23 protein-coding genes are annotated in these 23087 nt (G+C 75.1%); 7 read left to right on the forward strand and 16 right to left on the reverse strand.

The window, feature by feature from the left end; genetic code table 11:
• Positions 1-46 precede the first annotated feature (46 nt).
• Positions 47-1060: a tryptophan--tRNA ligase gene (trpS, locus tag ACN20G_RS08760; protein ID WP_424212176.1), complete on the reverse strand. Its 1014-nt coding sequence runs from the start codon at positions 1058-1060 to the stop codon at positions 47-49.
• Between the two features lie 245 nt (positions 1061-1305).
• Positions 1306-2607, reverse strand: a complete 1302-nt coding sequence (glyA, locus tag ACN20G_RS08765; protein WP_424212177.1) for a serine hydroxymethyltransferase — start codon at positions 2605-2607, stop codon at positions 1306-1308.
• A 255-nt stretch (positions 2608-2862) separates the two neighbouring features.
• On the opposite strand from glyA, the gene rocD reads away from it, so the two are divergent.
• The gene (rocD, locus tag ACN20G_RS08770; RefSeq protein WP_424212178.1) at positions 2863-4146 is read left to right on the forward strand and encodes an ornithine--oxo-acid transaminase; all 1284 of its coding nucleotides are present in this window, start codon (positions 2863-2865) and stop codon (positions 4144-4146) included.
• A 50-nt stretch (positions 4147-4196) separates the two neighbouring features.
• Here rocD and ACN20G_RS08775 read toward each other — a convergent pair whose 3' ends face one another.
• Both ACN20G_RS08775 and ACN20G_RS08780 read right to left on the reverse strand, forming a co-directional pair.
• The gene (locus ACN20G_RS08775) at positions 4197-5396 is read right to left on the reverse strand and encodes a glutathionylspermidine synthase family protein (RefSeq protein WP_424212179.1); all 1200 of its coding nucleotides are present in this window, start codon (positions 5394-5396) and stop codon (positions 4197-4199) included.
• A gap of 7 nt (positions 5397-5403) precedes the next feature.
• Complete coding sequence (locus ACN20G_RS08780) at positions 5404-5724, reverse strand: hypothetical protein (protein WP_424212180.1); 321 nt, start codon at positions 5722-5724, stop codon at positions 5404-5406.
• A gap of 130 nt (positions 5725-5854) precedes the next feature.
• On the opposite strand from ACN20G_RS08780, the gene ACN20G_RS08785 reads away from it, so the two are divergent.
• Positions 5855-6712 carry a hypothetical protein gene (locus tag ACN20G_RS08785; protein WP_424215434.1) on the forward strand — a complete coding sequence of 286 codons (858 nt, stop codon included), beginning with the start codon at positions 5855-5857 and terminating at the stop codon, positions 6710-6712.
• Here the strand turns inward: ACN20G_RS08785 and ACN20G_RS08790 are convergent.
• Positions 6693-8561 (reverse strand): PLP-dependent aminotransferase family protein, encoded by a 1869-nt coding sequence (locus ACN20G_RS08790; protein WP_424212181.1) that lies wholly within the window; start codon positions 8559-8561, stop codon positions 6693-6695. The genes ACN20G_RS08785 and ACN20G_RS08790 overlap by 20 nt on opposite strands.
• 164 nt (positions 8562-8725) lie before the next feature.
• Here ACN20G_RS08790 and ACN20G_RS08795 point away from each other — a divergent pair, with 164 nt between their 5' ends.
• Positions 8726-9229, forward strand: a complete 504-nt coding sequence (locus tag ACN20G_RS08795; protein WP_424212182.1) for a carboxymuconolactone decarboxylase family protein — start codon at positions 8726-8728, stop codon at positions 9227-9229.
• Positions 9230-9417: 188 nt separating this feature from the next.
• On the opposite strand, the gene ACN20G_RS08800 is transcribed toward ACN20G_RS08795, so the two are convergent.
• The 6 genes from ACN20G_RS08800 to ACN20G_RS08825 form a co-directional block, all read right to left on the reverse strand.
• Positions 9418-10146, reverse strand: coding sequence for a hypothetical protein (locus ACN20G_RS08800; RefSeq protein WP_424212183.1), 729 nt, complete (start codon positions 10144-10146; stop codon positions 9418-9420).
• Positions 10146-10454, reverse strand: a complete 309-nt coding sequence (locus ACN20G_RS08805) for a hypothetical protein (protein WP_424212184.1) — start codon at positions 10452-10454, stop codon at positions 10146-10148. The genes ACN20G_RS08800 and ACN20G_RS08805 overlap by 1 nt, the downstream gene beginning before the upstream one ends.
• Before the next feature lie 2 nt (positions 10455-10456).
• Positions 10457-10933, reverse strand: coding sequence for a hypothetical protein (locus ACN20G_RS08810; protein ID WP_424212185.1), 477 nt, complete (start codon positions 10931-10933; stop codon positions 10457-10459).
• Positions 10923-12776: a hypothetical protein gene (locus ACN20G_RS08815; RefSeq protein WP_424212186.1), complete on the reverse strand. Its 1854-nt coding sequence runs from the start codon at positions 12774-12776 to the stop codon at positions 10923-10925. Before ACN20G_RS08815 ends, ACN20G_RS08810 begins: the two co-directional genes overlap by 11 nt.
• A 102-nt stretch (positions 12777-12878) precedes the next feature.
• Positions 12879-13868, reverse strand: coding sequence for a malate dehydrogenase (locus ACN20G_RS08820; RefSeq protein ID WP_424212187.1), 990 nt, complete (start codon positions 13866-13868; stop codon positions 12879-12881).
• A gap of 353 nt (positions 13869-14221) precedes the next feature.
• Positions 14222-14599, reverse strand: coding sequence for a winged helix-turn-helix transcriptional regulator (locus tag ACN20G_RS08825; RefSeq protein ID WP_424212188.1), 378 nt, complete (start codon positions 14597-14599; stop codon positions 14222-14224).
• Positions 14600-14673: 74 nt separating this feature from the next.
• Between ACN20G_RS08825 and ACN20G_RS08830 the strand changes: the two genes are divergently transcribed.
• Positions 14674-15594, forward strand: coding sequence for an NAD(P)-dependent oxidoreductase (locus tag ACN20G_RS08830; protein WP_424212189.1), 921 nt, complete (start codon positions 14674-14676; stop codon positions 15592-15594).
• A gap of 82 nt (positions 15595-15676) precedes the next feature.
• On the opposite strand, the gene ACN20G_RS08835 is transcribed toward ACN20G_RS08830, so the two are convergent.
• Complete coding sequence (locus ACN20G_RS08835; protein ID WP_424212190.1) at positions 15677-16318, reverse strand: short chain dehydrogenase; 642 nt, start codon at positions 16316-16318, stop codon at positions 15677-15679.
• Between the two features lie 120 nt (positions 16319-16438).
• Between ACN20G_RS08835 and ACN20G_RS08840 the strand changes: the two genes are divergently transcribed.
• The gene (locus ACN20G_RS08840) at positions 16439-17314 is read left to right on the forward strand and encodes a LysR family transcriptional regulator (protein ID WP_424212191.1); all 876 of its coding nucleotides are present in this window, start codon (positions 16439-16441) and stop codon (positions 17312-17314) included.
• A gap of 59 nt (positions 17315-17373) precedes the next feature.
• Here the strand turns inward: ACN20G_RS08840 and ACN20G_RS08845 are convergent, their stop codons facing one another.
• Together ACN20G_RS08845 and ACN20G_RS08850 are read right to left on the reverse strand one after the other, a co-directional pair.
• A complete protein-coding gene (locus ACN20G_RS08845) occupies positions 17374-17940 on the reverse strand; it encodes a DUF3017 domain-containing protein (protein WP_424212192.1) in 567 nt (188 codons plus the stop codon).
• Positions 17930-18793, reverse strand: a complete 864-nt coding sequence (locus tag ACN20G_RS08850) for a bifunctional methylenetetrahydrofolate dehydrogenase/methenyltetrahydrofolate cyclohydrolase (protein WP_424212193.1) — start codon at positions 18791-18793, stop codon at positions 17930-17932. Before ACN20G_RS08850 ends, ACN20G_RS08845 begins: the two co-directional genes overlap by 11 nt.
• 349 nt (positions 18794-19142) lie before the next feature.
• On the opposite strand from ACN20G_RS08850, the gene ACN20G_RS08855 reads away from it, so the two are divergent.
• Both ACN20G_RS08855 and ACN20G_RS08860 read left to right on the forward strand, forming a co-directional pair.
• Positions 19143-19694 (forward strand): hypothetical protein, encoded by a 552-nt coding sequence (locus tag ACN20G_RS08855; RefSeq protein ID WP_424212194.1) that lies wholly within the window; start codon positions 19143-19145, stop codon positions 19692-19694.
• Positions 19695-19998: 304 nt separating this feature from the next.
• Complete coding sequence (locus ACN20G_RS08860) at positions 19999-20664, forward strand: hypothetical protein (RefSeq protein WP_424212195.1); 666 nt, start codon at positions 19999-20001, stop codon at positions 20662-20664.
• Positions 20665-20752: 88 nt separating this feature from the next.
• Here ACN20G_RS08860 and purH read toward each other — a convergent pair whose 3' ends face one another.
• Positions 20753-22321, reverse strand: coding sequence for a bifunctional phosphoribosylaminoimidazolecarboxamide formyltransferase/IMP cyclohydrolase (gene purH / locus ACN20G_RS08865; RefSeq protein WP_424212196.1), 1569 nt, complete (start codon positions 22319-22321; stop codon positions 20753-20755).
• Positions 22318-22932 (reverse strand): phosphoribosylglycinamide formyltransferase, encoded by a 615-nt coding sequence (purN, locus tag ACN20G_RS08870; RefSeq protein WP_424212197.1) that lies wholly within the window; start codon positions 22930-22932, stop codon positions 22318-22320. Before purN ends, purH begins: the two co-directional genes overlap by 4 nt.
• Positions 22933-23087: the final 155 nt, after the last annotated feature.

Here is a 23087-nt window from a genome sequence, read left to right on the forward strand (position 1 = left end):
CCCGCTCGGCCAGAGTCGCTGGTCCCGGCGGCGGACAGGGGGTGCGTCAGTGCTTCGCGGGCAGGAAGCCGATGTGCTCGTAGGCGCGGGCGAGGGTCTCGCCGGCCACGGCACGGGCCTTCTCGGCACCCTTCGCGAGGATCGCGTCGAGGGTCTCGGGGTCGCCGAGGTACTGCTCGGTGCGCTGCTTGAACGGGGTCACGAAGTCGACCATCACCCCGGCGAGGTCGCCCTTGAGCGCCCCGTAGCCCTTGCCCTCGTAGCGGGCCTCCAGCGCGGGCACGTCCTCGCCGGTGAGGGTCGACAGGATCGTGAGGAGGTTGCTGACGCCGGGCTTCTCCACGGCGTCGAAACGGATCTCCGTGCCCGTGTCGGTGACCGCGCTCTTGATCTTCTTCTCGGTGGCCTTGGCCTCGTCGAGGAGGTTGATCAGGCCCTTCGGGCTGGACGCCGACTTCGACATCTTGATCGTGGGGTCCTGGAGGTCGTAGATCTTCGCGACCTCCTTGACGATGTGCGCGGCCGGGACCGTGAAGGTGGGGCCGTAGCGCTGGTTGAAGCGCTCGGCGAGGTCGCGGGTCAGCTCGATGTGCTGGCGCTGGTCCTCGCCCACCGGCACGGCGTCGGCCTGGTAGAGGAGGATGTCGGCGACCTGGAGGATCGGGTACGTGAACAGGCCGACGGTCGCGTTGTTCGCGCCCTGCTTGGCGGACTTGTCCTTGAACTGGGTCATCCGGCCGGCCTCGCCGAAGCCCGTGATGCAGTTCATGACCCAGCCGAGCTGCGCGTGCTCGGGCACGTGGCTCTGCACGAAGAGGGTGCAGCGCTCGGGGTCGAGGCCGGCGGCCAGCAGCTGCGCCACGGAGAGCCGGGTGTTCTCGCGCAGCGCCTTCGGGTCCTGCGGGACGGTGATCGCGTGCAGGTCCACGACCATGTAGAACGCGTCGTGCGTCTCCTGGAGGGCGACGTACTGGCGGATGGCGCCGAGGTAGTTGCCGAGGTGGAAGGAGCCGGAGGTCGGCTGGATACCGGAGAGCGCGCGCGGACGATCAGAGGCCATGGGGGCATTCTCTCAAACGCTCGGATCGGGTTCGGTCGCCGCCGGCCGGAAACCCGCCGAAACACACCGGTCGTCGGGTCGGAATGCGGTGCGAATCACGCGCGGACGAGCGCCGGCGGACCGCCGCGTCGCGTCCGGATGTCGTCCCGCCCGATCGTTCGACCGGATCCCCGCAGGTGGGACGGGGTGCGCGGGGTGCGCGGGGCGGGCGCCGTGCCACGCGCCCCGCGCGCCCCGTCCGTGCGTCAGGCGATCGGCAGGCCCGGCGCCGGGAACGCGGCCATCAACTCGGCCACCTCCTCGCGGATCACGCCGAGGGTCTTCTCGTCCCCCGCGCCGGCCGCCGTGACCGCCCGGTCGATCCACTCCGCGACCTGCGGCATGTGCGCCACGCCCAGGCCGCGCGAGGTGAGTGCCGGGGTGCCGATGCGGATGCCGGAGGGGTCGAAGGGCTTCCGGGTGTCGTAGGGGACGGTGTTGTAATTGACGACGATGCCGGCCCGGTCCAGGGCCTTCGCGGCGATCTTGCCGGGGACCTCGCGGCGGGTCAGGTCCATCAGGATCAGGTGGTTGTCGGTGCCGCCCGAGACCAGGTCGAAGCCGCGCCCGAGCAGCGCCTCGGCCAGCGCCTTGGCGTTGGCGACGACGGCGTGCGCGTACGTGGTGAACGCGGGCTGCGCCGCCTCGTGCAGGGCCACCGCGATCCCGGCCGTGGTCTGGTTGTGCGGGCCGCCCTGGAGCCCGGGGAAGACGGCCCGGTCGATGGCCTTGGCGTGCTCCTCGACGCACATGAGCATCGCGCCGCGCGGGCCGCGCAGGGTCTTGTGGGTGGTGGTCGAGATGACGTCGGCGTGCCCGACCGGGGAGGGGTGGGCGCCGCCCGCGATCAGACCGGCGATGTGCGCCACGTCCGCCACGAGCACCGCGCCGACCTCCCGGGCGATCTCGGCGAACGCGGCGAAGTCCACGGTGCGGGGCATCGCCGTGCCGCCGCAGAACAGGATCCTGGGCCGCTCGGCGAGGGCCTGCTCGCGCACCGCGTCGTAGTCGATCAGCCCGGTGTCGGCGCGCACGCCGTAGCCCACGCCCCGGAACCAGGCGCCGGTGGCCGAGACGCCCCAGCCGTGCGTGAGGTGCCCGCCCATCGGCAGGGCCATGCCCATCACCGTGTCCCCCGGCTCGGCGAAGGCCAGGTACACGGCGAGGTTGGCGGGGGACCCGGAGTAGGGCTGCACGTTGGCGTGGTCCACGCCGAACAGGCCCTTGGCCCGCTCGACGGCCAGGGACTCCACCCGGTCGATCCACTGCTGGCCCTCGTAGTACCGGCGGCCCGGGTAGCCCTCGCTGTACTTGTTCTGCAGGACCGTGCCGGATGCCTCCAGCACGGCCGCCGAGACGTAGTTCTCGCTGGGGATCAGGCGCAGGGTCTCGGCCTGGAGGCGCTCCTCGGCGTCGACGAGCTCGGCGAGGGCCGGGTCCGTCGCGAGCAGCGCGGGCCGGCGGTCGGAGGGGGTGTGGGACGGGACGTGGTGCGGGCGTGCGGTCATCGCGGGCTCCCGGATCGAGGTCGAGTGTCAACCCCGCCGGGCCCAGGCGAGCGGCCCCGTCTGCGGTGCGTGCGCGCACGTCTCCCCCGGGGTTCATTCCCCGTGCGCCAGTCGGCGTGCGTGCTCACAGCCTAGCCTTCGCGCGTCCGTGCGGGCACGACACCCCGGTGGGTTTCCCTCGGGCGCCGGGGAGCGACGATAGAAGGAGACGTGTCACCCACGTCACAGGTCAGGACCGGACGAAACGGAGATCCCGTGTCTCAAGCGACTTCCTCCCCCCTCACCACCCCGGCCGGTGCCACGGCCGCCGCGATCGCCGCCGCCGAGGCCCACAGCGCGCACAACTACCACCCGCTGCCGGTGGTGATCGCCTCCGCCGAGGGCGCGTGGATGACGGACGTGGAGGGGCGGCGCTTCCTCGACCTGCTGGCCGGGTACTCGGCGCTGAACTTCGGGCACGGCAACCGCCGGCTGCTGGACGCCGCGAAGGCGCAGCTGGAGCGGGTCACGCTGACCTCCCGGGCCTTCCACCACGACCGGTTCGCCGAGTTCGCGACCCGGCTGGCCGCGCTGTGCGGCAAGGACATGGTGCTGCCGATGAACACGGGCGCGGAGGCCGTGGAGACGGCCGTGAAGACCGCCCGCAAGTGGGGCTACGAGGTCAAGGGGGTGCCGGACGGGCGGGCCAGGATCATCGTCGCCGCCGACAACTTCCACGGCCGCACCACCACGATCGTGTCCTTCTCCACCGACCCCGACGCGCGCAACGGCTTCGGCCCGTACACGCCCGGCTTCGACATCGTGCCGTACGGGGACGCCGAGGCGCTGGCCGCCGCGATCACCGAGGACACGGTGGCGGTGCTGCTGGAGCCGATCCAGGGCGAGGCGGGGGTGCTGGTGCCGCCGCCCGGGTACCTGGCGCGGGTGCGGGAGCTGACCCGGGAGCACGACGTGCTGTTCATGGCGGACGAGATCCAGTCCGGGCTCGGGCGCACGGGGCGCACCTTCGCGTGCGAGCACGAAGGGGTCGTGCCCGACCTGTACCTGCTGGGCAAGGCGCTGGGCGGCGGGGTGGTGCCGGTGTCGGCGGTGGTCGGGGACCGGGACGTGCTCGGGGTGTTCCGGCCGGGCGAGCACGGTTCGACCTTCGGCGGCAATCCGCTGGCCTGCGCGGTGGCGCTGGAGGTGATCGCGATGCTGGAGTCCGGGGAGTTCCAGAAGGCGGCGACCGAGCTGGGCGAGCACCTGCACCGGGAACTGCGGGCGATGATCGGCGACGGGGTGACGGCGGTCCGCGGCCGGGGCCTGTGGGCGGGGGTGGACGTGGACCCGGCGCGGGGCACGGGCCGGGAGGTGTCGGAGCGGCTGATGGCGCGCGGGGTGCTGGTGAAGGACACGCACGGGGCGACGATCCGGATCGCGCCGCCGCTGGTGGTGGACCGGGAGGACCTGGACTGGGCGCTGGGGCAGTTGCGGGAGGTGCTGGCGGAGCTCGCGCGGGACGCGGGGGACACGCGGGACGCGCAGGGCACGGCCTGAGCTCCGGGCGCGCGGCCCCGCCGGTCGGTCCCGGCCGGCGGGGCGGCGCGTCAGAGGATGACGTGCGGGAGGAAGCGGGCGTACTCGTCGGTGATCGGGCCCTCGGACTCGCGGATGCCGAGGCCGGCCGCCTCGTGTTCGACGACCCACGCGCCGAGCACGGGCCGGTTGCCGTCGAACTCGGGCAGCGGGGCGAGCTGCTGGAACACGTACCGTTCGCCGGGTTCGGGGACGAAGGGGGTGTCGGCGCCGGGTTCGTGGAGGGTGACGCCGGCGCCCTCGCGGCCGAGGAGGGGTTTGGCCACGTAGCCGGGGCCGTCGGGGTCGGCGAGTTCGCGGGGGCCGTCGAGGTAGGCGGGCAGCAGGTTGGGGTGGTCGGGGAAGAGCTCCCACATGATCGCGAGCAGGGCCTTGTTCGACAGCAGCATCTTCCAGATCGGTTCGATCCAGCAGGTGGAGCCGGTGGAGCCGCCGTTGTCGAGGGTGCCGAGCACGTGCGGGCCGAACTCGTCGGTGACGAGCCACTCCCACGGGTAGAGCTTGAAGCAGCCGCGGATGAAGCGGAGCTTCTCGTCGACGAAGCGGCCGGTCAGCTCGTCCCAGCCGATGGCCTCCACGGTCATGCCGACGGTGGTCAGCCCGGCCTGTTGGGCGGTCTCCTGGAGGTAGGCGACCGTCATGAGGTCCTCGCCGAGTTCGTCGGCCTCGGAGTGCGCGAAGTGGACCACGTCGGTGGGGAGCAGGGGGGCCTGCTTGCGCCAGGCGTCGACGAGGCGTTCGTGCAGGGAGTTCCACTGGTCGGCGCCGGGGAAGCGGTCCTCCATCCAGAACCACTGGGGGCTGGCGGCCTCGACCAGGGAGGTGGGGGTGTCGGCGTTGTACTCCAGCAGTTTGGCGGGGGTGTCGCGGTTCTCGTAGCGCAGGTCGAACCGGCCGTAGAGCGAGGGGAGTTCCTCGCGGCGCCGCCAGGACTCGGCGATCCGTTCGGCGACGCGTTCGTCGGTGATCCCGAGGTCGGCCCAGCGGCCCTCGGCGACGATGTGGTCGGCGGCCGAGAGGGCCATCGCGTGGAGTTCTTCGACCACGTTCTCCAGCGCCTCCACCTCGGGGAGGTCGAAGACGTAGTGGGCGCTCTCGTCCCAGTAGGGGCGCAGTTCGCCGTCGGGGTGGCGGGTGAGGGGGTAGATCAGGCCCTGTTCCTCGACGATCCGCTGCCAGTCGGGGCGGGGTTCGATGGTGCGGCGTTCCATCCCGGCGTCAGCCCCCGCTGGACTTTCCGCCGGAGGACTTGCCTATGCCGCCGCGCGAGACCTTCGACTTGTCGAAGCTGCCGCCGGAGACCTTCTTCCCGGAGGAGGAGCCGCCGCCGTAGTACCAGACGCCGCCGGAGCCGCCGCGCGAGCCGCCGCTCTTGCACTCGTAGTCGGGCAGTTGCTTCATCGTCTTGGGGTCCACGCAGCGTTTGTCGGGCTCGTCGTCGCTGCCGCAGGCCACCAGGGTGGCCGCGAGCAGGCCCATGCCGCCGAGGACGACGGCGCCGGAGCGCATCCGCCGACTGCGGCCGGTCGTGTGGTCCATTGCTGCCCTCTCCGGGGAATCAGGGAAGTCGTGTAGCGCACAGGGTAGGACGGGGGACCGACCGATGGAATTCGGCCGCCCTGTTGATCTTCGTGGGGGCGGTGATTGGAGTGGGTTCGTGCTGATCGGCATGGTTTGCGCGCTGGGTGCGGCGGTCTGTTTCGGGACCGCGTCGGTGTTCCAGGCGATGGCGGCGCGGGCGGTGGCCTCGCCGGACGGCGGGGCCGGCGGGGCGCTGGGGTTGTTGTGGCGGGCGGTACGGCAGTGGCGATACCTGTTGGGCCTGGGGCTGGACGGGGCCGGTTTCGTGCTCCAGATCGCGGCGCTGCGGGCGTTGCCGATCTACGTGGTGGGGGCGGCGTTGGCGGCGAGCCTGGCGGTGACGGCGTTGGTCGCGGCGCGGCTGTTGGGCACGCGCCTGTCACGGGCGGAGTGGGCGGCGGTCGCGGTGGTGTGCGCGGGTCTGGCGCTGCTCGCGTCGGCCTCGGGCGCGGAGGGCGGGGAGCGCGGGCCGGGGTGGTTGCCGGGGGCACTGCTCGCGGCGGCGGTGGGGGTGTTGGCGGTGGGCGCGGTCGCCGGCCGGCTGCCGGCGGGCCCCCGGGCGCTGGTGCTGGGCCTGGCGGCGGGCACCGGCTTCGGGGTGGTGGAGGTCGCGGTGCGGTTGATCGACGCGCTGGAGCCGGGGATGTTCGCGCACCTGCCGGTGTGGGCGCTGCTGGTGGGGGGCGCGGCCGGGTTCCTGCTGCTGACCTCCGCGTTGGAGCGGGGGTCGGTGACGGCGGCGACGGCGGGGCTGGTGCTCGGGGAGACGGTGGCGCCGGCGGTGGTGGGGGTGTGGTGGTTGGGCGACCGCACCCGGCCGGGGCTGGCGCCGCTCGCGGTGGCCGGGTTCGCGCTGGCCGTGGTGGCGGCGCTGGCCCTGTCCCGGTTCGGCGAACCGGACGCGGGGCCGGGGCCGGAGGCGGGGCTCAGGGCAGGGCGGCGGTGAGCGCGGCCAACGCGGCCGACCAGGCGCTGTCGGAGGGGGTGCCGTAGCCGACGACGAGCGCGTCCCGGTGCGGCCCGGTCGCGGCCGGATGCCGGAACGGGCCCAGGCCGGTGACCGCCAGATCGTGCCAGGCCGCCGCCGCCCGCACCACCTCGCCTTCCGTGCCCGGCGGCAGATCGAGGACGGCGTGCAGTCCGGCGGCCGTCCCCGAGACCGGCGCCCGGTCCCCCACGGCGCGGGCCAGCGCGTCCCGCCGCTGCCGGTAGCGGCGTCGGGTGCCGCGCACGTGCCGGTCGTAGGCGCCGGAGGTGATGAACCGGGCCAGGGTCAGCTGGTCGGTGACGCCCGTGACCCAGCCGGTGGTCCCGATCCGGGCCGCGACCGGCTCCACCAGATCGGCCGGCAGCACCAGCCAGCCGAGCCGCAGCGCGGGCGAGAGGGACTTGCTCGCCGTGCCCATGTACACGACCCGTTCGGGGTCCAGGCTCTGGAGGGCGCCCACGGCCTGCCGGTCGTAGCGGAACTCGCCGTCGTAGTCGTCCTCGACGACCAGCCCGTCCACCGAACGCGCCCAGTCCACGACGGCGGCGCGCCGGGCGGCGGTGAGGGCGTGGCCGGTGGGGAACTGGTGGGCGGGGGTGAGGAGCACGGCGCGCACCCCCGCGTACGCCGGGTCCTGCGAGAGCAGCGGGGTGCGGGCGCCGCCGGAGTCGACTTCGAGGGGGTGGGTGCGCAGGCCCACCTCGTCGGCCACGTCCCGGTGCACGAACAGCCCGTGCGACTCCACCGCCAGGTCCCGCACCCGGCGGGCCCGCAACACCCGCAGCAGCAGCCCGAGTCCGTGGGTGGCGCCGGAGCAGACCACGATCCGGTCCGGGTCCGCCCACACGCCCCGGGCGCGGGCCAGATAGCCGGCGAGGGCCTCGCGCAGTTCGATCCGGCCGCGCGGGTCACGGATGTGCCCGAAGGCTTCGTGCGGGGCCTCGGTGAGGGCGGTACGGGCGGCGGCCAGCCACGCGGCCCGGGGGAACGCGGACACGTCGGGGGTGCCGGGCAGCAACGAGTGCCGGGGGGCGCGCACGGGTCGGGGGGCGCGGCCGGCGGGGACGGGCGGGGGCGGCGGGGCGCCGAGCCGCAGCGTGAGCCCGGAGCCGACCCCCGGGGTCGGGGCGCCGGCGGGCCGACGGGGGCGGGCGCGGGGTTCGACGCGCCGGGCCACCCGGGTCCCCGAGCCCTGGCGGGCGGTCAGCCAGCCCTCGGCGACGAGTTCGGCGTAGGCGTCGGCGACGGTGTTGCGGGCCACGCCCAGGTCCAGGGCGAGGGCGCGGGAAGGCGGCAGCCGGGTGTCGGGCGCGAGCCGCCCGTCGCGCACGGCCTGGCGCAGCGCGTCGGCGAGCCCGGCCCGCACCCCGCGACCGGAGGCGGGCGCGAGGTTCAAATGCAGATCCACCCCAAGCACAGCCCCCCCGACGACGGCACCGGACTCGTACTCAGGTTCGGCGGCGGACTCGGGCTCGACGCCGGACTCGGCGACGGGCACGGGGGCGGGCCGGGACTCGGCGACGGGCACGGCGGCGGGCACGGGCACGGCGGCGGGCGCGGGCTCGGCGGCGGGCGCGGGGGCGGCGGCGGGCTCGGGGGCGGCGGGGGGCTCGGGCTCGGTGGGGGGCTTGGGGGTGACGGGCTCGCCGGAGGCGGGTTCGGGGGGCGCGGGGGGCGCGGGCGCCGGCGCGTGCTCCGGGGTCGGGGCGGGGACGGGCGGTTCCGCGTCCCGCGTCGTGCTCCGCCCGGACCGCCCCTCGCGTGCCCGGCCCGCCCCGCTCCTCGCATTGGCCCGCGTACTCGTCATGAACATGGACCCTATCGGCGGAGCGCTCCCGCACCGGCCGGCGACCGCCCGACACCCGCCCGCCGTCACCCCCGCGCGCGGCGTCCCCGCCCCGCCCATTGGCCCACGAAGACACGTCCCGGATGGCCCACGGAAGCAGGCCGCCGACTGCCTACCGTGGAGCCATGACCACGCACGAGAACCCGCCTGCCAACGCCCCCGAGCACACCCCCCGCCTGAACGTCGCCCAGCACGCCCCCGAGGTGTACCGGGCCGTGATCGCCCTGGACGCCGCGTCCCGCAAGCACCTCGACCCGGTGCTGCTGGAGCTGGTCAAGATCCGCGCCTCGCAGCTCAACCACTGCGCCTTCTGCCTGGACATGCACACCAAGGACGCGCTCGCCGCCGGCGAGACCGTGGAGCGGATCGTGCAGCTGAGCGCCTGGGAGGAGTCGCGGCACTTCTACACCGAGCGCGAGCTCGCGGCGATCGAGCTCACCGAGGCCGTCACCGTGCTCACCGACGGTTTCGTGCCGGACGAGGTGTGGGAGCGGGTCGCCAAGCACTTCGACGAGACGGAGCTGGCGCACCTGCTGGCCGCGATCTCCACGATCAACGTGTGGAACCGGTTCGCGGTCAGCACCCGCATGGTGCCCGGCCACTACACCCCCGGCCAGTACGGCCACTGACCCGAACCCGGGCCCGCCCGGTGCCGCCCGGCGCGGCCCGCTGCGGCCAGGTGCGGCGCGGCCCAGCGCTGTGCGGCCCGGTGCGGCGCGGCCCGGGGTCGGCCCCGGCGCGGCGCGGCCCGGCGCGGCCCGGCGCGGCGCGGCGCGGGCCGGGGTCAGCCCGGGCCGGGGTCAGCCCGGCCCGGGGGTCAGCTCGGGCCGGGGCGGGCCGTCGGGCGGAACGTGGACACCGCCGCCTCGTGCCGGGCCCGGGTCGCCGGCCAGTCGGCCTCAGGCCCGGCCGTGAGCACCGCCCACAGCGCCGCGTCCCCGGGCACCCGCAGCACCCGTTCCACCGCCCGCCGGGGGCCGTGGCCGGTGGGCCGGTCGTAGCGGTACACCAGCTCGGCGGCGGCGCCCGGGTCCGCGCCCGGGACCGGGCCCGCCGACAGCTCGCGGTAGCCCGCGTTGCCCCGGGCCAGCACCCCGGAGGAGTGCCGCACGGCGGCGGCCGGGGTCAGGCCCGGCTCGGTCACCCGGAACACCTGGATCAGCTCCGACTCGTCGGCGTTGACCCAGAACACCCCCTGCCCGCGCACGACCCGCCGCCAGTCCGCCGGCACCACCAGCGTGAACCCGGCCGGATCCACCACCCGACGCCCGGCGCCGCCCCCGGCGCCGACCCCCGGGCCGCCGGTGGGCCCGGCCCCGGCCCCGGCCCCCGCGCCCGGACGCGCGTCGGGGCTCGCGGCCCCCACCGGGTCCGGGACCCCGGGGGCCGCCGGCGGGCGGGGCGCGGTGCGCGGGTCGAGGGCGGGCGGCCCGGCGGAGGCCCCGACCGGGCCGGCCGCGCCGATCCGCCCCTGCGCCGCGCCCCCGTCGGCGCCCGTGCCCGCGCCCATGAGCCGTACCGCGCCCACGCCGAGCGCGGCGGCCATCAGCACCGCCGCGAGGGCGGACAGCCGGCGCCGCCACGCGACCGGGGCCGGGCCCGGGGCGGCCGGGCCCGGCCGCCCCGGGGGACGGCGCGGGTCGGGGCCGCGGGGCGCGGCGGGGGCACCCGGCGGGCGGTGGGGCCGGGTTCGGGGCCGACGTCCCAGGCCGGGGGCAGTCCGAGCCCCGGCCCGACCCCGTCCGCGGCGGGCTGCGGGTCCCGCCCGGGGGCGGGGCCGGTGGGCACGTCGTACACCCAGCGTTCCGCCCGCGCGTCCCAGCGCGGGGTGCCGCGCCGTTCGGGCCCGGGCACGGTCAGCTCCCCAGCGTGACGAGGAGGCCGGCCAGGGTGGTGGCGGCGCTGACCGTCTCGATCAGCGGGGTCCAGCGCACCAGGGCGGCCCGCAGCCGGGCCGCGATCCCGGGCCGCACGCGGTCGGGCCCGCCGTCCGGCCCGCCCGGGGCCTCCCCGTCCGCGTCCCCGCCGTCGCCCGTCGCCTCGGCGTCCGTTTCCAACGCGTCCGCGACGGCGTCGAGTTCGGCTTCCAGTGCGGCGCGTTCGGGTCCGCGCGGGGCCTGTTCGACGAGGGCGGTCCGCAACGCCAGCACGGCCTTGAGGAGTTCGCCCCGGGTCGGCGGCCCGGCCGGGGCCGGGCCGGGCGGGGGCGCGGGGCGGGCGATCTCGTTGCGGACGTGCGCGCCGCCGATGCTGAACGCGCTCCCGGTGACGCTGCCGATGCTGATCGGGCCGGGGGCCGTGCCCGGTCCCGATCCGCCGTGTTCACTCGCCATGGCCGTCGTGCCCCTTCGCCTTCGTCGCGCGGGTGGTGTTGACGACCTGTCGGCCGCCGACGCTGAACGCGCTGTCGCTGACGGAGCGAATGTAGACGCCGCCCTCGGCGACGCGCACGGTCCGCTCCCGGAACTCCTCCGTGTGTCGGCCGGATGTGTGCAGGGCCAGCGCGACCCCGTGCACGACCCGGTCCTGGATCGTGCCGAGCCAGCGGTCGAGGTCCATGGCGTGGAAGGGGGAGCCCTCGTCCTCGGCCGCGAGTTCCCGCACCGAGAGGGCCGGGCCCCGGGCCGGCAGGGGGCGGGAGCCGGCGAGGGCCCTGCCGGCCGAGGCGAGGCCCCGGAGCAGCACCAGGGGTGCGTCGAGGAGGGCTTCGGGCACGTACCCGACGGCCCGCGCCGTGCGCCGGAGGGTGCCGGGGGCGCGGTGGGCGCGGGCGCGGGCCCCGGCCTCGCGGAAGGCGCGCCGGACCGGCGGCAGCACGTGCGGGGCGACCTCCAGCGTGAGCGTCCCGCCCTGCACGTGGACGCGGACGAAGACGGTGAGGACGAGGTTGCCGTCCCAGCCGGCGACCCGGATCCGCAGGAAGTGCCGGCGGCGCTCGCCGCCCTCGGCGACCGTCTCGGCCCGCCGCTCGGCGGTCAGGGCGGGGGCGGAGGGCACCTCCTCGCGCCGGAGGGTCCCGTCGAGGGGCGTGAACACGCACTCGTCGACGACGAGTTCCCGCAGCCGGTCGGCCGCCGCGCCCGTGCCGGGCGTCGGTTCGGCGGGCACCCGCAGGGCCGCCACGAGCGGGGTGAGGGCGTCCAGGAGGATCGCGTTCGTCAGCGGGCCCGGGGCCTCGCCCTCGGGGAGGTCGGCGCGGGGGCGGAGTTCGACGGTGGTGCGCCAGGCCCGCAGCGGCAGGCCGAAGCCGCGGAAGGGCGCGTCCTCGTCGTGGCTCACGAGCGCGGAGTGCTGTTCGCGGCGGATCCGGCGCAGCCGCCGGTCGAGCCGGCCGCCGGGGGCGGGGCTGCGGGGGGCGGGGCGGCCGTCGAGGATCGCGCGGGCGAAGGCGCCGCGCCGGCGGGCCGCCACGAGGGTGACGGCGCCCAGGACCGCGAGGGCGCAGGGTCCGGTGGCCCGGCCGAGCCGGTCGGTGTCCGAGCGGTCGGCCCGCGCGGGGTCGGCGCCGAGCCGGTGCGGGGCGGCCGGGGCGGGTGCGGCCGGCGCGAGGGCGGGTCCGGTGCCGACGCCGGCGCGGGTCGGGTCCGCGGGGCCGGCGGCGGGTGTCCGGGCCTGCGGGGGCGGGCCCTCGGGGGCGGTCGGGGCGGGGCGGTCGGGTTCGGGGGCCGTGAACGGGAGCAGGGCGAGGCCGAGGGCCGCGGTGGCGGCGTAGCCCCGGGCCGTCCACCGCACGGCGCCGAGCAGGCCGCGCCGGCCGCGTCCGGCGCGGGCCGCGCGGGGGGCGAGCCTGCCGGCCGCGCCGAGGGTGACGGCGGCGCCGAACAGGGGCCACAGCGCGCCGTCGAGGACGAAGAGGCCGCCGACCCACAGGCCGCAGGTGGCGCCGGCGCAGACCACGTCGGTGCGGCGGGCGCGCAGGGCGTGTCGCAGGACCGGGGCCGCGTCGTGGCCGGGGGCGGGGGCGGCGATCCGGTCGCCGCGCTCCCACAGCTCCGCGATCACCCGATCGCGGTACCCGGCGTCGAGGTGGACGCCCGCGCACAGGTGACGGCGGGCGTGGTCGGCGGCGGGGTCGGCGGGGGGCGGCGGCCGGTCCGCGCCGCCCGGCGGGGCCCCGCCGGCGCGGGATCCCGGGGGTTCGGCGGCTCGGGGCGGGACGAGGGGCGACCTGGTCATCGGGCGACCATAGGGCGCGGCGGGAGGGCTCCGGCGCCCCGAACGCGGGAACCGCCCCGATCGGGTGGGATCGGGGCGGTTCCGGGCGGGCGCGGGGTGGGATCAGATCAGGCCGAGTTCACGGACCGCGTCGCGCTCCTCGACGAGCTCCTGGACGGAGGCGTCGATGCGGGCGCGGGAGAACTCGTTGACGTCGAGGCCCTGGACGATCTCGTAGCGGCCGTCCTTGCAGACGACGGGGAACGAGGAGATGAGACCCTCGGGCACGCCGTAGGAGCCGTCGGAGGGGATGCCCATGGAGGTCCAGTCGCCCTCGGCGGTGCCGTTGACCCAGGTGTGCACGTGGTCGATGGCGGCGTTGGCGGCGGAGGCCGCGGAGGACGCGCCGCGGGCCTCGATGATCGCGGCGCCGCGCTTGGCGACGGTCGGGATGAAGGTGTCGGCCAGCCACGCCTCGTCGGCGATGACCTCGGCGGCGTTCTTGCCGGCGATCTCCGCGTGGAAGACGTCGGGGTACTGGGTCGCCGAGTGGTTGCCCCAGATGGTGAGGCGCTTGATGTCGGAGACGGCCGCGCCGGTCTTCGCCGCGAGCTGCGAGATCGCGCGGTTGTGGTCGAGGCGGGTCATCGCGGTGAAGCGCTCGGCCGGCACGTCGGGGGCGGCGGCCTGGGCGATCAGGGCGTTGGTGTTGGCCGGGTTGCCGACGACGAGGACCTTGATGTCGTCCGCGGCGTTGTCGTTGATGGCCTTGCCCTGCGGCTTGAAGATGCCGCCGTTCGCGGAGAGCAGGTCACCGCGCTCCATGCCCTTGGTGCGGGGGCGGGCGCCGACGAGCAGCGCGACGTTGGCGCGGTCGAACGCCTTGTTCGCGTCGTCGGTGATCTCGATGCCGCGCAGCAGCGGGAACGCGCAGTCGTCCAGCTCCATGGCGGTGCCCTCGGCGGCCTTGAGGCCCTGCGGGATCTCCAGGAGGCGCAGGTTCACCGGGGTGTCCGGGCCCAGGAGGTGGCCGGAGGCGATGCGGAACAGCAGGGCGTAGCCGATCTGTCCGGCGGCGCCGGTGACGGTGACGTTCACAGGAGTGCGGGTCATGGCCTTCTCCGTTGGCTGACGATGGGGCGTCCCGGCCCCGTGTGCTGGAGGACGCCGCTCCCCAGGTGAATCTTGATGTGAAGAGACATCCGCCGTCAGGCTATCCGACCCCGCTGCCGGCGTATCGGCGGGCCCGTGTAACGCGCGGCACATCGGGCGCGCGCGGGACTTGTCAGGCCACCTTTTTGTGGGTACTTGGCAGCGGGCGCGCGGCGGGCGAACCTGGTGGAGCAACGGGGAACGCCGCGAAGCCGGCGGCGACCCGACGAACGGAGAGGGGGGCGTGGGATGTCAGTGACAGATCGGAGCGGCATCCCCCGAACGCTTCGGCCACCCTCGCCCCCCGCCCCGGCTCAGGAAGCCCGGGCCCGGACCTCCATCGGTTCGGCCTCGGCCTCCCGGGCCACCACCTCCAGACGCCGGTACCCCCAGTCCGACAGCGGACCGAGGGCCTCGGCGAGTTCCAGGCCGAAGGGTGTCAGGGAGTACTCGGTGCGCAGCGGCAGCACGTCGAACACCTCGCGGTGCACCAGACCGTCCGCCTCCATCTCGCGCAGGGCCTGAGTCAGCACCTTCTCGCTGATCCCGTCCAGTTGGCGGCGCAGCACGCCGGGTCGGGTCGGGCCCGCCTCCAACATCCACAGCAGCGTGGTCTTCCACTTGCCGTCGATCACCGCGATCGCGGCCGTCACTCCGCACACCTCGGGATCCCGGGCTCGGCCGCGCGTCACCGGCCCACCCCGTGACACCGCTTCGTCCGGCAAGACCGTTTCATCCGCATTTGCAACCTCCAGGGAGTCGTGCCATGTCCTCGTCCACCACCTCCAACGCATCCACCGGGGCCGTCCCTTCCCCGTCGACCGTCACCGTTCTGGGCCTGGGCCCGATGGGCAAGGCGCTGGCCGGCGCGTTCGCCGACGCCGGTGCCCGGACCACGGTCTGGAACCGCACGCCGGGCAAGGACGCGGAGTCGATCTCGCGGGGCGCGGTCTCGGCCGCCTCGGCCGTCGAAGCGGTGTCGGCGAGCGACCTGATCGTCGTGTCGGTCGTGAACCAGGCCGCCGTGGACGCCGTGCTCCGTGACCCCGAGGTCGCCGCCGCCCTCAAGGGCCGCACGGTCTTCAACCTGACGGCCGACACCCCGGAGCGGGCCCGCGGCACCGCCGCCTGGGCCGCCGAGCAGGGCATCGACTACGTGGACGGCGCGATCATGAGCCCGGCCCCGACCATCGGCACCCCGCACGGCGTCTTCCTGTACAGCGGCCCGACCGACCTGTACAAGCGTCACGAGTCGGTGCTGGCCCTGCTCGACGGCAGCCACACCTACCTCGGTGAGGAGATCGGCCGCGCGGCCGCCTTCGACCTGGGTCTGCTGGACCTGTTCTGGACCGCGATCGGCGGCTTCGCCCACTCGGTGGCCCTGGCCCAGGCCGAGGGCGTCTCCGCGAAGGACTTCGCGCCCTTCGCCGCCGGCATCACCGCGATCCTCCCGGCGCTGTTCGCCGACGCCGCCGAGGACCTGGAGCGGGGCGAGTTCCCCGGCACGGTGAACCCGCTCACCTCCGCCGCGTCCTCGATGGCGCACATCGTGGAGTCGGCCGAGTCCCACGGCATCGACTCGGCGATCATGCGCTCGGTGGAGGGCCTCACCCACCGCGCGATCGGCCTCGGCCACGGCGGCGACGGCTTCGCCCGCCTCGCCGAGCTGCTGGGCCGTCGCGGCTGATCGCCTTCGACCCGCACGCGGGCGTGGCCCCCGGGAGCGTACTCCCGGGGGCCACGCCCGCGTTCGCGTTCCCACCCGGCCCTCAGACCGCCAGGACCCGGCCCGTGATCGCGCCCTCCACCGAACGGACGTACGCGGCGGCGGCGTGGGCGACGGGGACGGGCACGAAGCCGGCGAACAGGTCCCCGTACGCGCCCATCGACTCCTCGAACACCGTCGGGCTGACCACGTTCACCCGCTGCCGGCCCGGCAGTTCGACCGCCGCCGACCCCACCCACGCCTCGATCGCCCCGTTCGCGAGCGCCGCGACGGAGCCGGTGACCAGGGCGTCGCGCGACAGAACGCCGGTGATCAGGGTGAAGGAGGCGTGCGCGGGAAGCCGGGCGGAGCCCTGACGGACGAGTTCGATCTGGCTGAGCACCTTGCCGTCGAGACCGGCCCGCACCGCCTCGGGGGTCAGCTCGGCCAACGGCGCCCACGGCACCCACCCGGCCGCGTTCGCGACCGCGTCCACCCCGTCGCCGACCGCGTCGTACAGGGCCGCGATCGAGGCCGGGTCGGTGATGTCCACCCGGTGGTCCACCCCCTCGCCGGAGCGGGAGGCGGTGACGAGCTCGTGGCCCCGGGCGAGCAGGGCGGTGCGCACGGCGGAGCCGAGGGTGCCGCGGGCCCCGATCAGCAGGACGGTGCGGCGGTGGGCGGGCGAAGGCGTGTCGGTGCTCATGGAACGGAGCATCCCTCCCCGCGAACCATTCAGTCCAGCTACCTTTTCTACACGGACCACGTAGCAAAACTGACGTGACGGACAGACGAGGGGGCGACGGTCGTGCTCGACGTTCGACGAATGATCATCCTGCGGGACCTGGCACTGCACGGGAAGGTGACCGAGGTCGCGGCCCTGCACGGCGTCACCCCGTCCGCCGTCTCCCAACAACTGCGCGCCCTGGAGGCCGAGGCCGGCGCGAGCCTGGTCGAACGCGACGGCCGCGGCCTGCGCCTGACCCCGGCCGGCAGCACCCTGGCCGCCGCCTGCGAACCCGTCCTCGCCGCCCTCGAACGCGCCGAGGGCGCCGTGCGGGCCCTGGAGGCCGAACCCGCCGGGCCGCTGCCGATCGGCTGCGCGCCCAGCGCCCTGGGTCCCGTGGCCGCGCCGCTGCTCGCCGAACTCGCCGTCCGACACCCCCGGTTGCGGCCCCGAGTCGCGCAGTGGGACCCGGAGGACGCCGTCCCGCTGCTGCGCGCCCGCCGGCTCGACCTCGCGATCACCTACCACTACCCGCTGCTCGGCGCCCCGCCCGGCGAAGGGGTCACGGCCCGCCCGCTGTTCGAGGACCCGCTGTGCCTGGCCGTGCCCGACGCCGACGCGGACCTCGTCGAGGCCGAGGGGATCGGCGCGCTGCGGGACCGCGACTGGCTCTCCGCGCCCGCGCCGAGCAGTTGCCGCGAGATGCTCCTCGACCGCTGCCGCGCCGCCGGGTTCACCCCGCGCGTGACCCACGACTGCGCGGACCTGCGCGCGGGCCTGGCGCTGGTGGCGGCCGGGGTCGCGGTCACGATCCTGCCCGGCCTGCTCGCCGCCGACCCGCCGGCCGGGGTCACCGTGCGCCGGCTGCCCGGCCCCGGGCGCACCGTGGCCGCGGCCGTCCGCACCGGCACCGAGACCCGCCCGGCGATCGCGGCGGCCCTGGCCGTGCTCGCCCACGCGCCCGACCCGACCTGACCGACGCCGGTCGGGCCGGGTCGGCGGGGGTCGGGTCGACGGGGGCCGGGTCGGCGGGGTCAGCGCACCGTCCAGCGGACCGCGTCCTCCAGGAACGGCACCTCCAGCCACGGCTTCGGCTCCAGGACCAGCGCCAGGAAGGTGATGGCCACGCCCAGGAACCCGTAGGTCACCAGGTCGGTGAACCGCGAGCGCACGGCGAGCATGCCCACCGACGGCAGCACCCGGCGCAGCACGGCCGCGCCGATCAGGGCCACGCCGATGATCAGGCACCCCACCCGGGGCTGCCCCAGGGCCGTCACCGACAGGCCGATCGCGGTGGCCGCGAGCACGCTGAGCATCGGCCACTGGCGCACCGGCGCGGCCGCGTCACCCGGGGCCGCGCGACCGCCGCCCTCGGGGCGGGCGGTGTCGGTGGTCAGCGAGAAGCGCCGCCCGGTGCGCCGCGCGGGCCGGCCCCCGGCGCTCCGCGCGGCCGCCCGCCCCTCGCCCGCGCCCGAGCCCTGACCGGAACCCGAACCGGAGGCGGTACCGGAACCCGAACCGGCATCCGCGGCCGCGTCCCGCTGCGACGCGGCCCGGTCCGGCTCGTCCCCGGCCGGAGCCGGACCGGACTCAGCGGGCACCGTCGGCCGCCCGCTCCGCCGCGTCCACCACGTTCACCAGCAACTGGGCCCGCGTCATCGGCCCGACCCCGCCCGGGTTCGGCGACACCCACGCCGCGACCTCGGCCACCCCCGGGTGCACGTCCCCGACGATCTTGCCGTTCTCGTCCCGGCTCACGCCCACGTCCAGCACGGCCGCCCCGGGCTTCACGTCCTCCGGCTTCACCAGGTGCGGCACGCCCGCCGCCGCCACCACGACGTCCGCCTGCCGCAGCAGGCCAGACAGGTCGCGCGTGCCCGTGTGACACAGGGTCACGGTCGCGTTCTCCGAGCGCCGCGTCAGCAACAACCCGATCGAACGCCCCACGGTGATCCCGCGTCCCACGACCACCACGTGCGCCCCGTCGATCCGCACGTCGTGCGCGCGCAGCAGCTCCACGATCCCGTACGGGGTGCACGGCAGCGGACCCGGCTCGTTCAGGACCAGCCGGCCCAGCGACATCGGGTGCAGGCCGTCGGCGTCCTTGGCCGGGTCCATCAACTCCAGCACCCGGTTGGTGTCGATGCCGCGCGGCAACGGCAACTGCACGATGTAGCCGCTGCACTCGGGGTCCTCGTTCAGCTCGCGGACCACCGCCTCGATCTCCTCCTGCGTCGCCGTCGCGGGCAGCTCGCGCCGGATGGAGTGGATGCCGACCTCGGCGCAGTCGCGGTGCTTGCCCGCCACGTACCAGCGGCTCCCCGGGTCGTCACCGACCAGCAGGGTGCCGAGCCCGGGACGCACGCCCCGCTCGGCGAGGGCGGCGACGCGGGTCGCCACCCGGGACTTGATCGTGGCGGCGGTCGCCTTGCCGTCGAGAATCCGGGCAGTCATGGGCGCTCCTGTTGTGGTCACGTGGGCCTCGGGCACATCGGGAGGACGCGACGGCTCCGCCGTTCGCCGCAAGGCAGCGCCACACCTTCACGGAGCGTCACGAACGGCCATGATAGTTGGCCGTCCCCCCACCGCTCCCCCACCGCCGAACGGCACGGGAAGCGGGTTGGTTGCACTTGCACAACAACGAACCGGTGCGCTCGGTATCGGCTGGACAATCCTCACACCGCCCCTACACGATGATCGGAACATCACCGTGGGCAGGACCGTGGGGGCGGGGACACAGCGATGGACCGCACCCTCACGCCCGGTCCGCGCGTCCCCACTTCGTCACGGAGGAACACCCCACATGAGCTTCGGCGACCCGAACAACCCCTACGGCCAGCCCCAGCAGGGTCAGCAGCCCGGTTACGGCTACCCGCAGCAGCCGCCGGCGTACCCCGCGCAGGACGGCGGCTACGGGTACGGCATGCCGACCGCTCCGGCCACGATGCCCGGTGGCGTCAAGGCCGCCCGGGTGCTGCTGTTCATCCAGGGCGCCTTCCAGATCCTCGGCGCGATCATCGTCGCCTTCGGCGCCGCCGCCATCAGCGTGGTCAAGGACGACCCGAGCCTCAAGGCCGAGGACGCCGAGATGCTCTCGTCCCTGGGCGCCGGCGTGCTCTACGTCCTGGCCGTGATCAGCCTCGCCTTCGCCGTGTTCGCGATCGTGGCGGCCGCGAAGTTCAACAGCGGCCGCAACGGCGTCCGCGTGGCGACCATCGTCTACGCCGGCATCTCCATCGTGCTCGGCGTCTTCCAGCTCCCGCTGGGCATCGTCTCCCTCGTCATGTCCATCCTGATCCTGGTGTTCGTGGCGAAGGCCGACGGCAAGGCATGGTTCAACCGCCCGAGCTACTGACGCACCACCCGTGACGCCCCCACGTCACGCACCACCGCTCGCCGGAAGGCCGCGCCCCGCACCGGGACGCGGCCTTCCGCCGTTCCCGGCCCCGGCCCCGGCCCCGCGCACCGGTCCGGTCCCGGTCCCGGTCTCGTACCGGTCCGGTGACGACCTGCCGGCCCGCCCCGTCCACGCTGGACACCGCGCCCCCACCGGCCCGACCATGGGACGCACAGTGCCGCGGAAAGTACCGGGGGGACCGACCGCTCGCTTCACCGACGTTCCTCCGCCACGCCCGCGCGTCCCCACGGAGGAACCACCCATGAGCTACGGCGACCCGAACAACCCCTACGGCCAGCAGCCCCCGCAGAACCCCCCGGGCTACGGCTACCCGCACGGCGCGGCCCCCGCCTACGGCGCGCCCGCGTACGGCGCCACCCCCTACGGCGGGTCGCCGCAGGCCCCGATGCAGATGCCGGGCGGGGTGAGGCTGGCCCGCGTGTGCCTGTGGATCACCGTCGCCTTCCAGATCATCGGGCTCCTCATCGGCGCCATCGCCCTGCTGGTCGCGGGCAGCCTCCTCAGCGACCTCGGGGACCTCGACTCCTCCTCCGGCCACGGCTACGGCTCCGCCTCCGGCGACGAGTTCGCGGCCGTCGCCATCGGCTTCGCCGTCGTCATCGGCGTCCTCGTCCTCGGATTCATGCTGTGGACGATCCTCACCGCCGCGAAGATCGGCAAGGGCGGCGGCGGGGTCCGCGTCTCCGGCATCATCCTCGGCTCGCTGATGAGCGCGGGCGGCGCGTTCAGCGTCCTGTCCAGCCTCACCCTGTTCGGCGCGGACTCCGGCGGGCTCACCCCGATCGCCGTCGTCTCCCTGCTGATGAACCTGTTCTCGCTCGCCCTCGGCCTCGGCGTCCTGATCGGCCTCGCCGGCTCGCCCGCCGGCCACTGGTTCCGCCGCCCCCGCCCCGGCGTCCACTACTGAGCCGACACGCCGACGGCCCCGCCGCCGACCGCGAGGGTCGGGGCGGGGCCGTCGGCGTACCGCCCGTCAGCCGTGCGTCGGGTGCCCGTCAGTGGAAGAAGTGCCGGGTCCCGGTGAAGTACATGGTGACCCCGGCCTTGCGGGCCGCCTCGATCACCAGCTCGTCGCGCACCGAACCACCCGGCTGCACCACGGCCCGCACCCCGGCCTCGGTCAGGATCTCCAGACCGTCGGGGAACGGGAAGAAGGCGTCGGAGGCCGCGTACGAGCCGCGGGCCCGCTCGGCACCCGCCCGCTCGACCGCCAGCTTCGCCGAGTCCACCCGGTTCACCTGGCCCATGCCCACGCCCACCGACGCGCCGTCCTTGGCGAGCAGGATCGCGTTCGACTTCACGGCCCGCGACGCCCGCCACGCAAACACCAGCTCCGCGAGGTCCGCCTCGTTCAGCGCCTCGCCGACGGCCAGCGTCCAGTTCTTCGGGTCGTCGCCCTCGGCGTCGATCAGGTCCGACTCCTGGAGCAGCACCCCGCCGCTGATCGGCTTCAGGTCACCGGGCCGACGCGGGTCCCCGTCGATCCGCAGCACCCGGATGTTCTTCTTCCGCGCCAGCACCTCCAGCGCGCCGTCCTCGTAGCCGGGGGCCACGACGACCTCCGTGAAGATCTCCGCGACCTGCTCCGCGAGCTCCACCGTCACCGGACGGTTGACGGCGATCACCCCGCCGAACGCCGACAGCGGGTCACAGGCGTGCGCCTTGCGGTGCGCGTCCGCGACGTCCGCGCCCACCGCGATCCCGCACGGGTTGGCGTGCTTGATGATCGCGACGCACGGCGCGGCGTGGTCGTACGCGGCCCGCAGGGCGGCGTCGGTGTCCACGTAGTTGTTGAACGACATCTCCTTGCCGTGCAACTGCCCGGCGTTCGCGAGCCCGCCCGGCCGGCCGTCGGTGTACAGGGCGGCCGCCTGGTGCGGGTTCTCCCCGTACCGCAGCGACGCCTTGCGCTCCCACGCCCCGGCCGTGAACTCGGGCAGTGCCGCGCCCTCGGACTCCGGCGCGTACACCTCGGTGAACCAGGAGGCCACCGCCACGTCGTACGCCGCCGTGTGCTGGAACGCCTCCGCCGCCAGCCGCTTGCGGGTCGTCAGGTCGAAGCCGCCGTCCCCGACCGCCGCCAACACGTCCGCGTACCGGCCCGGGTTCACCACGACCGCCACCGACGGGTGGTTCTTCGCGGCGGCCCGCACCATCGACGGACCGCCGATGTCGATCTGCTCCACGCACTCGTCGGCCGAGGCGTCCGAGGCCACCGTCTCCCGGAACGGGTACAGGTTCACCACGACGAGGTCGAACGGGGCGACCTCCAGCTCCTCCAGCTGCCGCCGGTGGTCCTCCAGCCGCAGGTCCGCGAGGATCCCGGCGTGCACCCGCGGGTGCAGGGTCTTCACCCGGCCGTCGAGGCACTCGGGGAACCCGGTCAGCTCCTCGACCTTCGTCACGGGCACGCCGGCGCCGGCGATCCGCCCGGCCGTGGAGCCCGTCGAGACCAGCTCGACACCGGCCGCGTGCAGACCGCGCGCCAGCTCCTCCAGTCCGGACTTGTCGTAGACGCTGACGAGCGCCCGGCGGATGGGCCGCTTGTTGCCTTCGGCGGTCACTGGATCGTTACCTTTCGTCCCTCGATGCGGTAGCCGTGCCGGGCCATGCGCCCCACGACGTCGACGAGCAGCGTGCGCTCGACTTCCTTGATGCGCTCGTGCAGAGCGGCTTCGTCGTCCTCGTCCCGGACCTCGACCACACCCTGGGCGATGATCGGACCGGTGTCCACGCCGGTGTCCACGAAGTGGACGGTGCAGCCGGTCACCCGCACCCCGTACGCCAGCGCGTCCCGCACCCCGTGCGCGCCCGGGAAGGCCGGCAGCAGGGCGGGGTGCGTGTTGACGAAGGCGCCCCCGAAACGGGCCACGAACTCCTTGCCCACGATCTTCATGAACCCGGCGGACACCACCAGGTCCGGCTCGTGGGCGGCCACGGCCTCCGTGAGCGCCCGGTCCCAGTCCTCGCGGGTCGCGTGGTCCTTCACGGAGCACACGAACGTCGGGACCCCGGCCTTCTCGGCCCGCTCCAGACCCGCGATCCCGGTCCGGTCCGCGCCCACGGCCACCACCTCGGCCCCGTACCCCCCGGGATCGGCGGCGACGGCGTCGAGCAGGGCCTGGAGGTTGGTGCCGGACCCGGAGACCAGCACGACCAGGCGGGAAGCGGCCATGAGCGGCCCTTTCTCGCGAAGGAGAGGCATGCGCCTTGTACGGTCATACGAAACATCGTGGTCCCGATATACGGGGAACCATACGAAGCGACCGACCGCCTGCAACGATACCGGCACACCGGACCGCCCCCGAGGGACGGGGGCCGGCCCGGCAG

This window comes from Streptomyces dryopteridis, assembly GCF_049606955.1.
Taxonomy (GTDB): domain Bacteria; phylum Actinomycetota; class Actinomycetes; order Streptomycetales; family Streptomycetaceae; genus Streptomyces.

What these genes read in the sequence shown, in the direction of transcription:
- trpS (WP_424212176.1), bottom strand. Translation starts at nt 1,060, where the DNA reads ATGGCCTCTGATCGTCCGCGCGCGCTCTCCGGTATCCAGCCGACCTCC.
- glyA (WP_424212177.1), bottom strand. Translation starts at nt 2,607, where the DNA reads ATGACCGCACGCCCGCACCACGTCCCGTCCCACACCCCCTCCGACCGC.
- ACN20G_RS08775 (WP_424212179.1), bottom strand. Translation starts at nt 5,396, where the DNA reads ATGGAACGCCGCACCATCGAACCCCGCCCCGACTGGCAGCGGATCGTC.
- ACN20G_RS08780 (WP_424212180.1), bottom strand. Translation starts at nt 5,724, where the DNA reads ATGGACCACACGACCGGCCGCAGTCGGCGGATGCGCTCCGGCGCCGTC.
- ACN20G_RS08785 (WP_424215434.1), top strand. Translation starts at nt 5,855, where the DNA reads ATGGTTTGCGCGCTGGGTGCGGCGGTCTGTTTCGGGACCGCGTCGGTG.
- ACN20G_RS08790 (WP_424212181.1), bottom strand. Translation starts at nt 8,561, where the DNA reads ATGACGAGTACGCGGGCCAATGCGAGGAGCGGGGCGGGCCGGGCACGC.
- ACN20G_RS08795 (WP_424212182.1), top strand. Translation starts at nt 8,726, where the DNA reads ATGACCACGCACGAGAACCCGCCTGCCAACGCCCCCGAGCACACCCCC.
- ACN20G_RS08800 (WP_424212183.1), bottom strand. Translation starts at nt 10,146, where the DNA reads ATGGCCGCCGCGCTCGGCGTGGGCGCGGTACGGCTCATGGGCGCGGGC.
- ACN20G_RS08810 (WP_424212185.1), bottom strand. Translation starts at nt 10,933, where the DNA reads ATGGCGAGTGAACACGGCGGATCGGGACCGGGCACGGCCCCCGGCCCG.
- ACN20G_RS08815 (WP_424212186.1), bottom strand. Translation starts at nt 12,776, where the DNA reads ATGACCAGGTCGCCCCTCGTCCCGCCCCGAGCCGCCGAACCCCCGGGA.
- ACN20G_RS08820 (WP_424212187.1), bottom strand. Translation starts at nt 13,868, where the DNA reads ATGACCCGCACTCCTGTGAACGTCACCGTCACCGGCGCCGCCGGACAG.
- ACN20G_RS08830 (WP_424212189.1), top strand. Translation starts at nt 14,674, where the DNA reads ATGTCCTCGTCCACCACCTCCAACGCATCCACCGGGGCCGTCCCTTCC.
- ACN20G_RS08835 (WP_424212190.1), bottom strand. Translation starts at nt 16,318, where the DNA reads ATGAGCACCGACACGCCTTCGCCCGCCCACCGCCGCACCGTCCTGCTG.
- ACN20G_RS08840 (WP_424212191.1), top strand. Translation starts at nt 16,439, where the DNA reads ATGATCATCCTGCGGGACCTGGCACTGCACGGGAAGGTGACCGAGGTC.
- ACN20G_RS08850 (WP_424212193.1), bottom strand. Translation starts at nt 18,793, where the DNA reads ATGACTGCCCGGATTCTCGACGGCAAGGCGACCGCCGCCACGATCAAG.
- ACN20G_RS08855 (WP_424212194.1), top strand. Translation starts at nt 19,143, where the DNA reads ATGAGCTTCGGCGACCCGAACAACCCCTACGGCCAGCCCCAGCAGGGT.
- ACN20G_RS08860 (WP_424212195.1), top strand. Translation starts at nt 19,999, where the DNA reads ATGAGCTACGGCGACCCGAACAACCCCTACGGCCAGCAGCCCCCGCAG.
- purN (WP_424212197.1), bottom strand. Translation starts at nt 22,932, where the DNA reads ATGGCCGCTTCCCGCCTGGTCGTGCTGGTCTCCGGGTCCGGCACCAAC.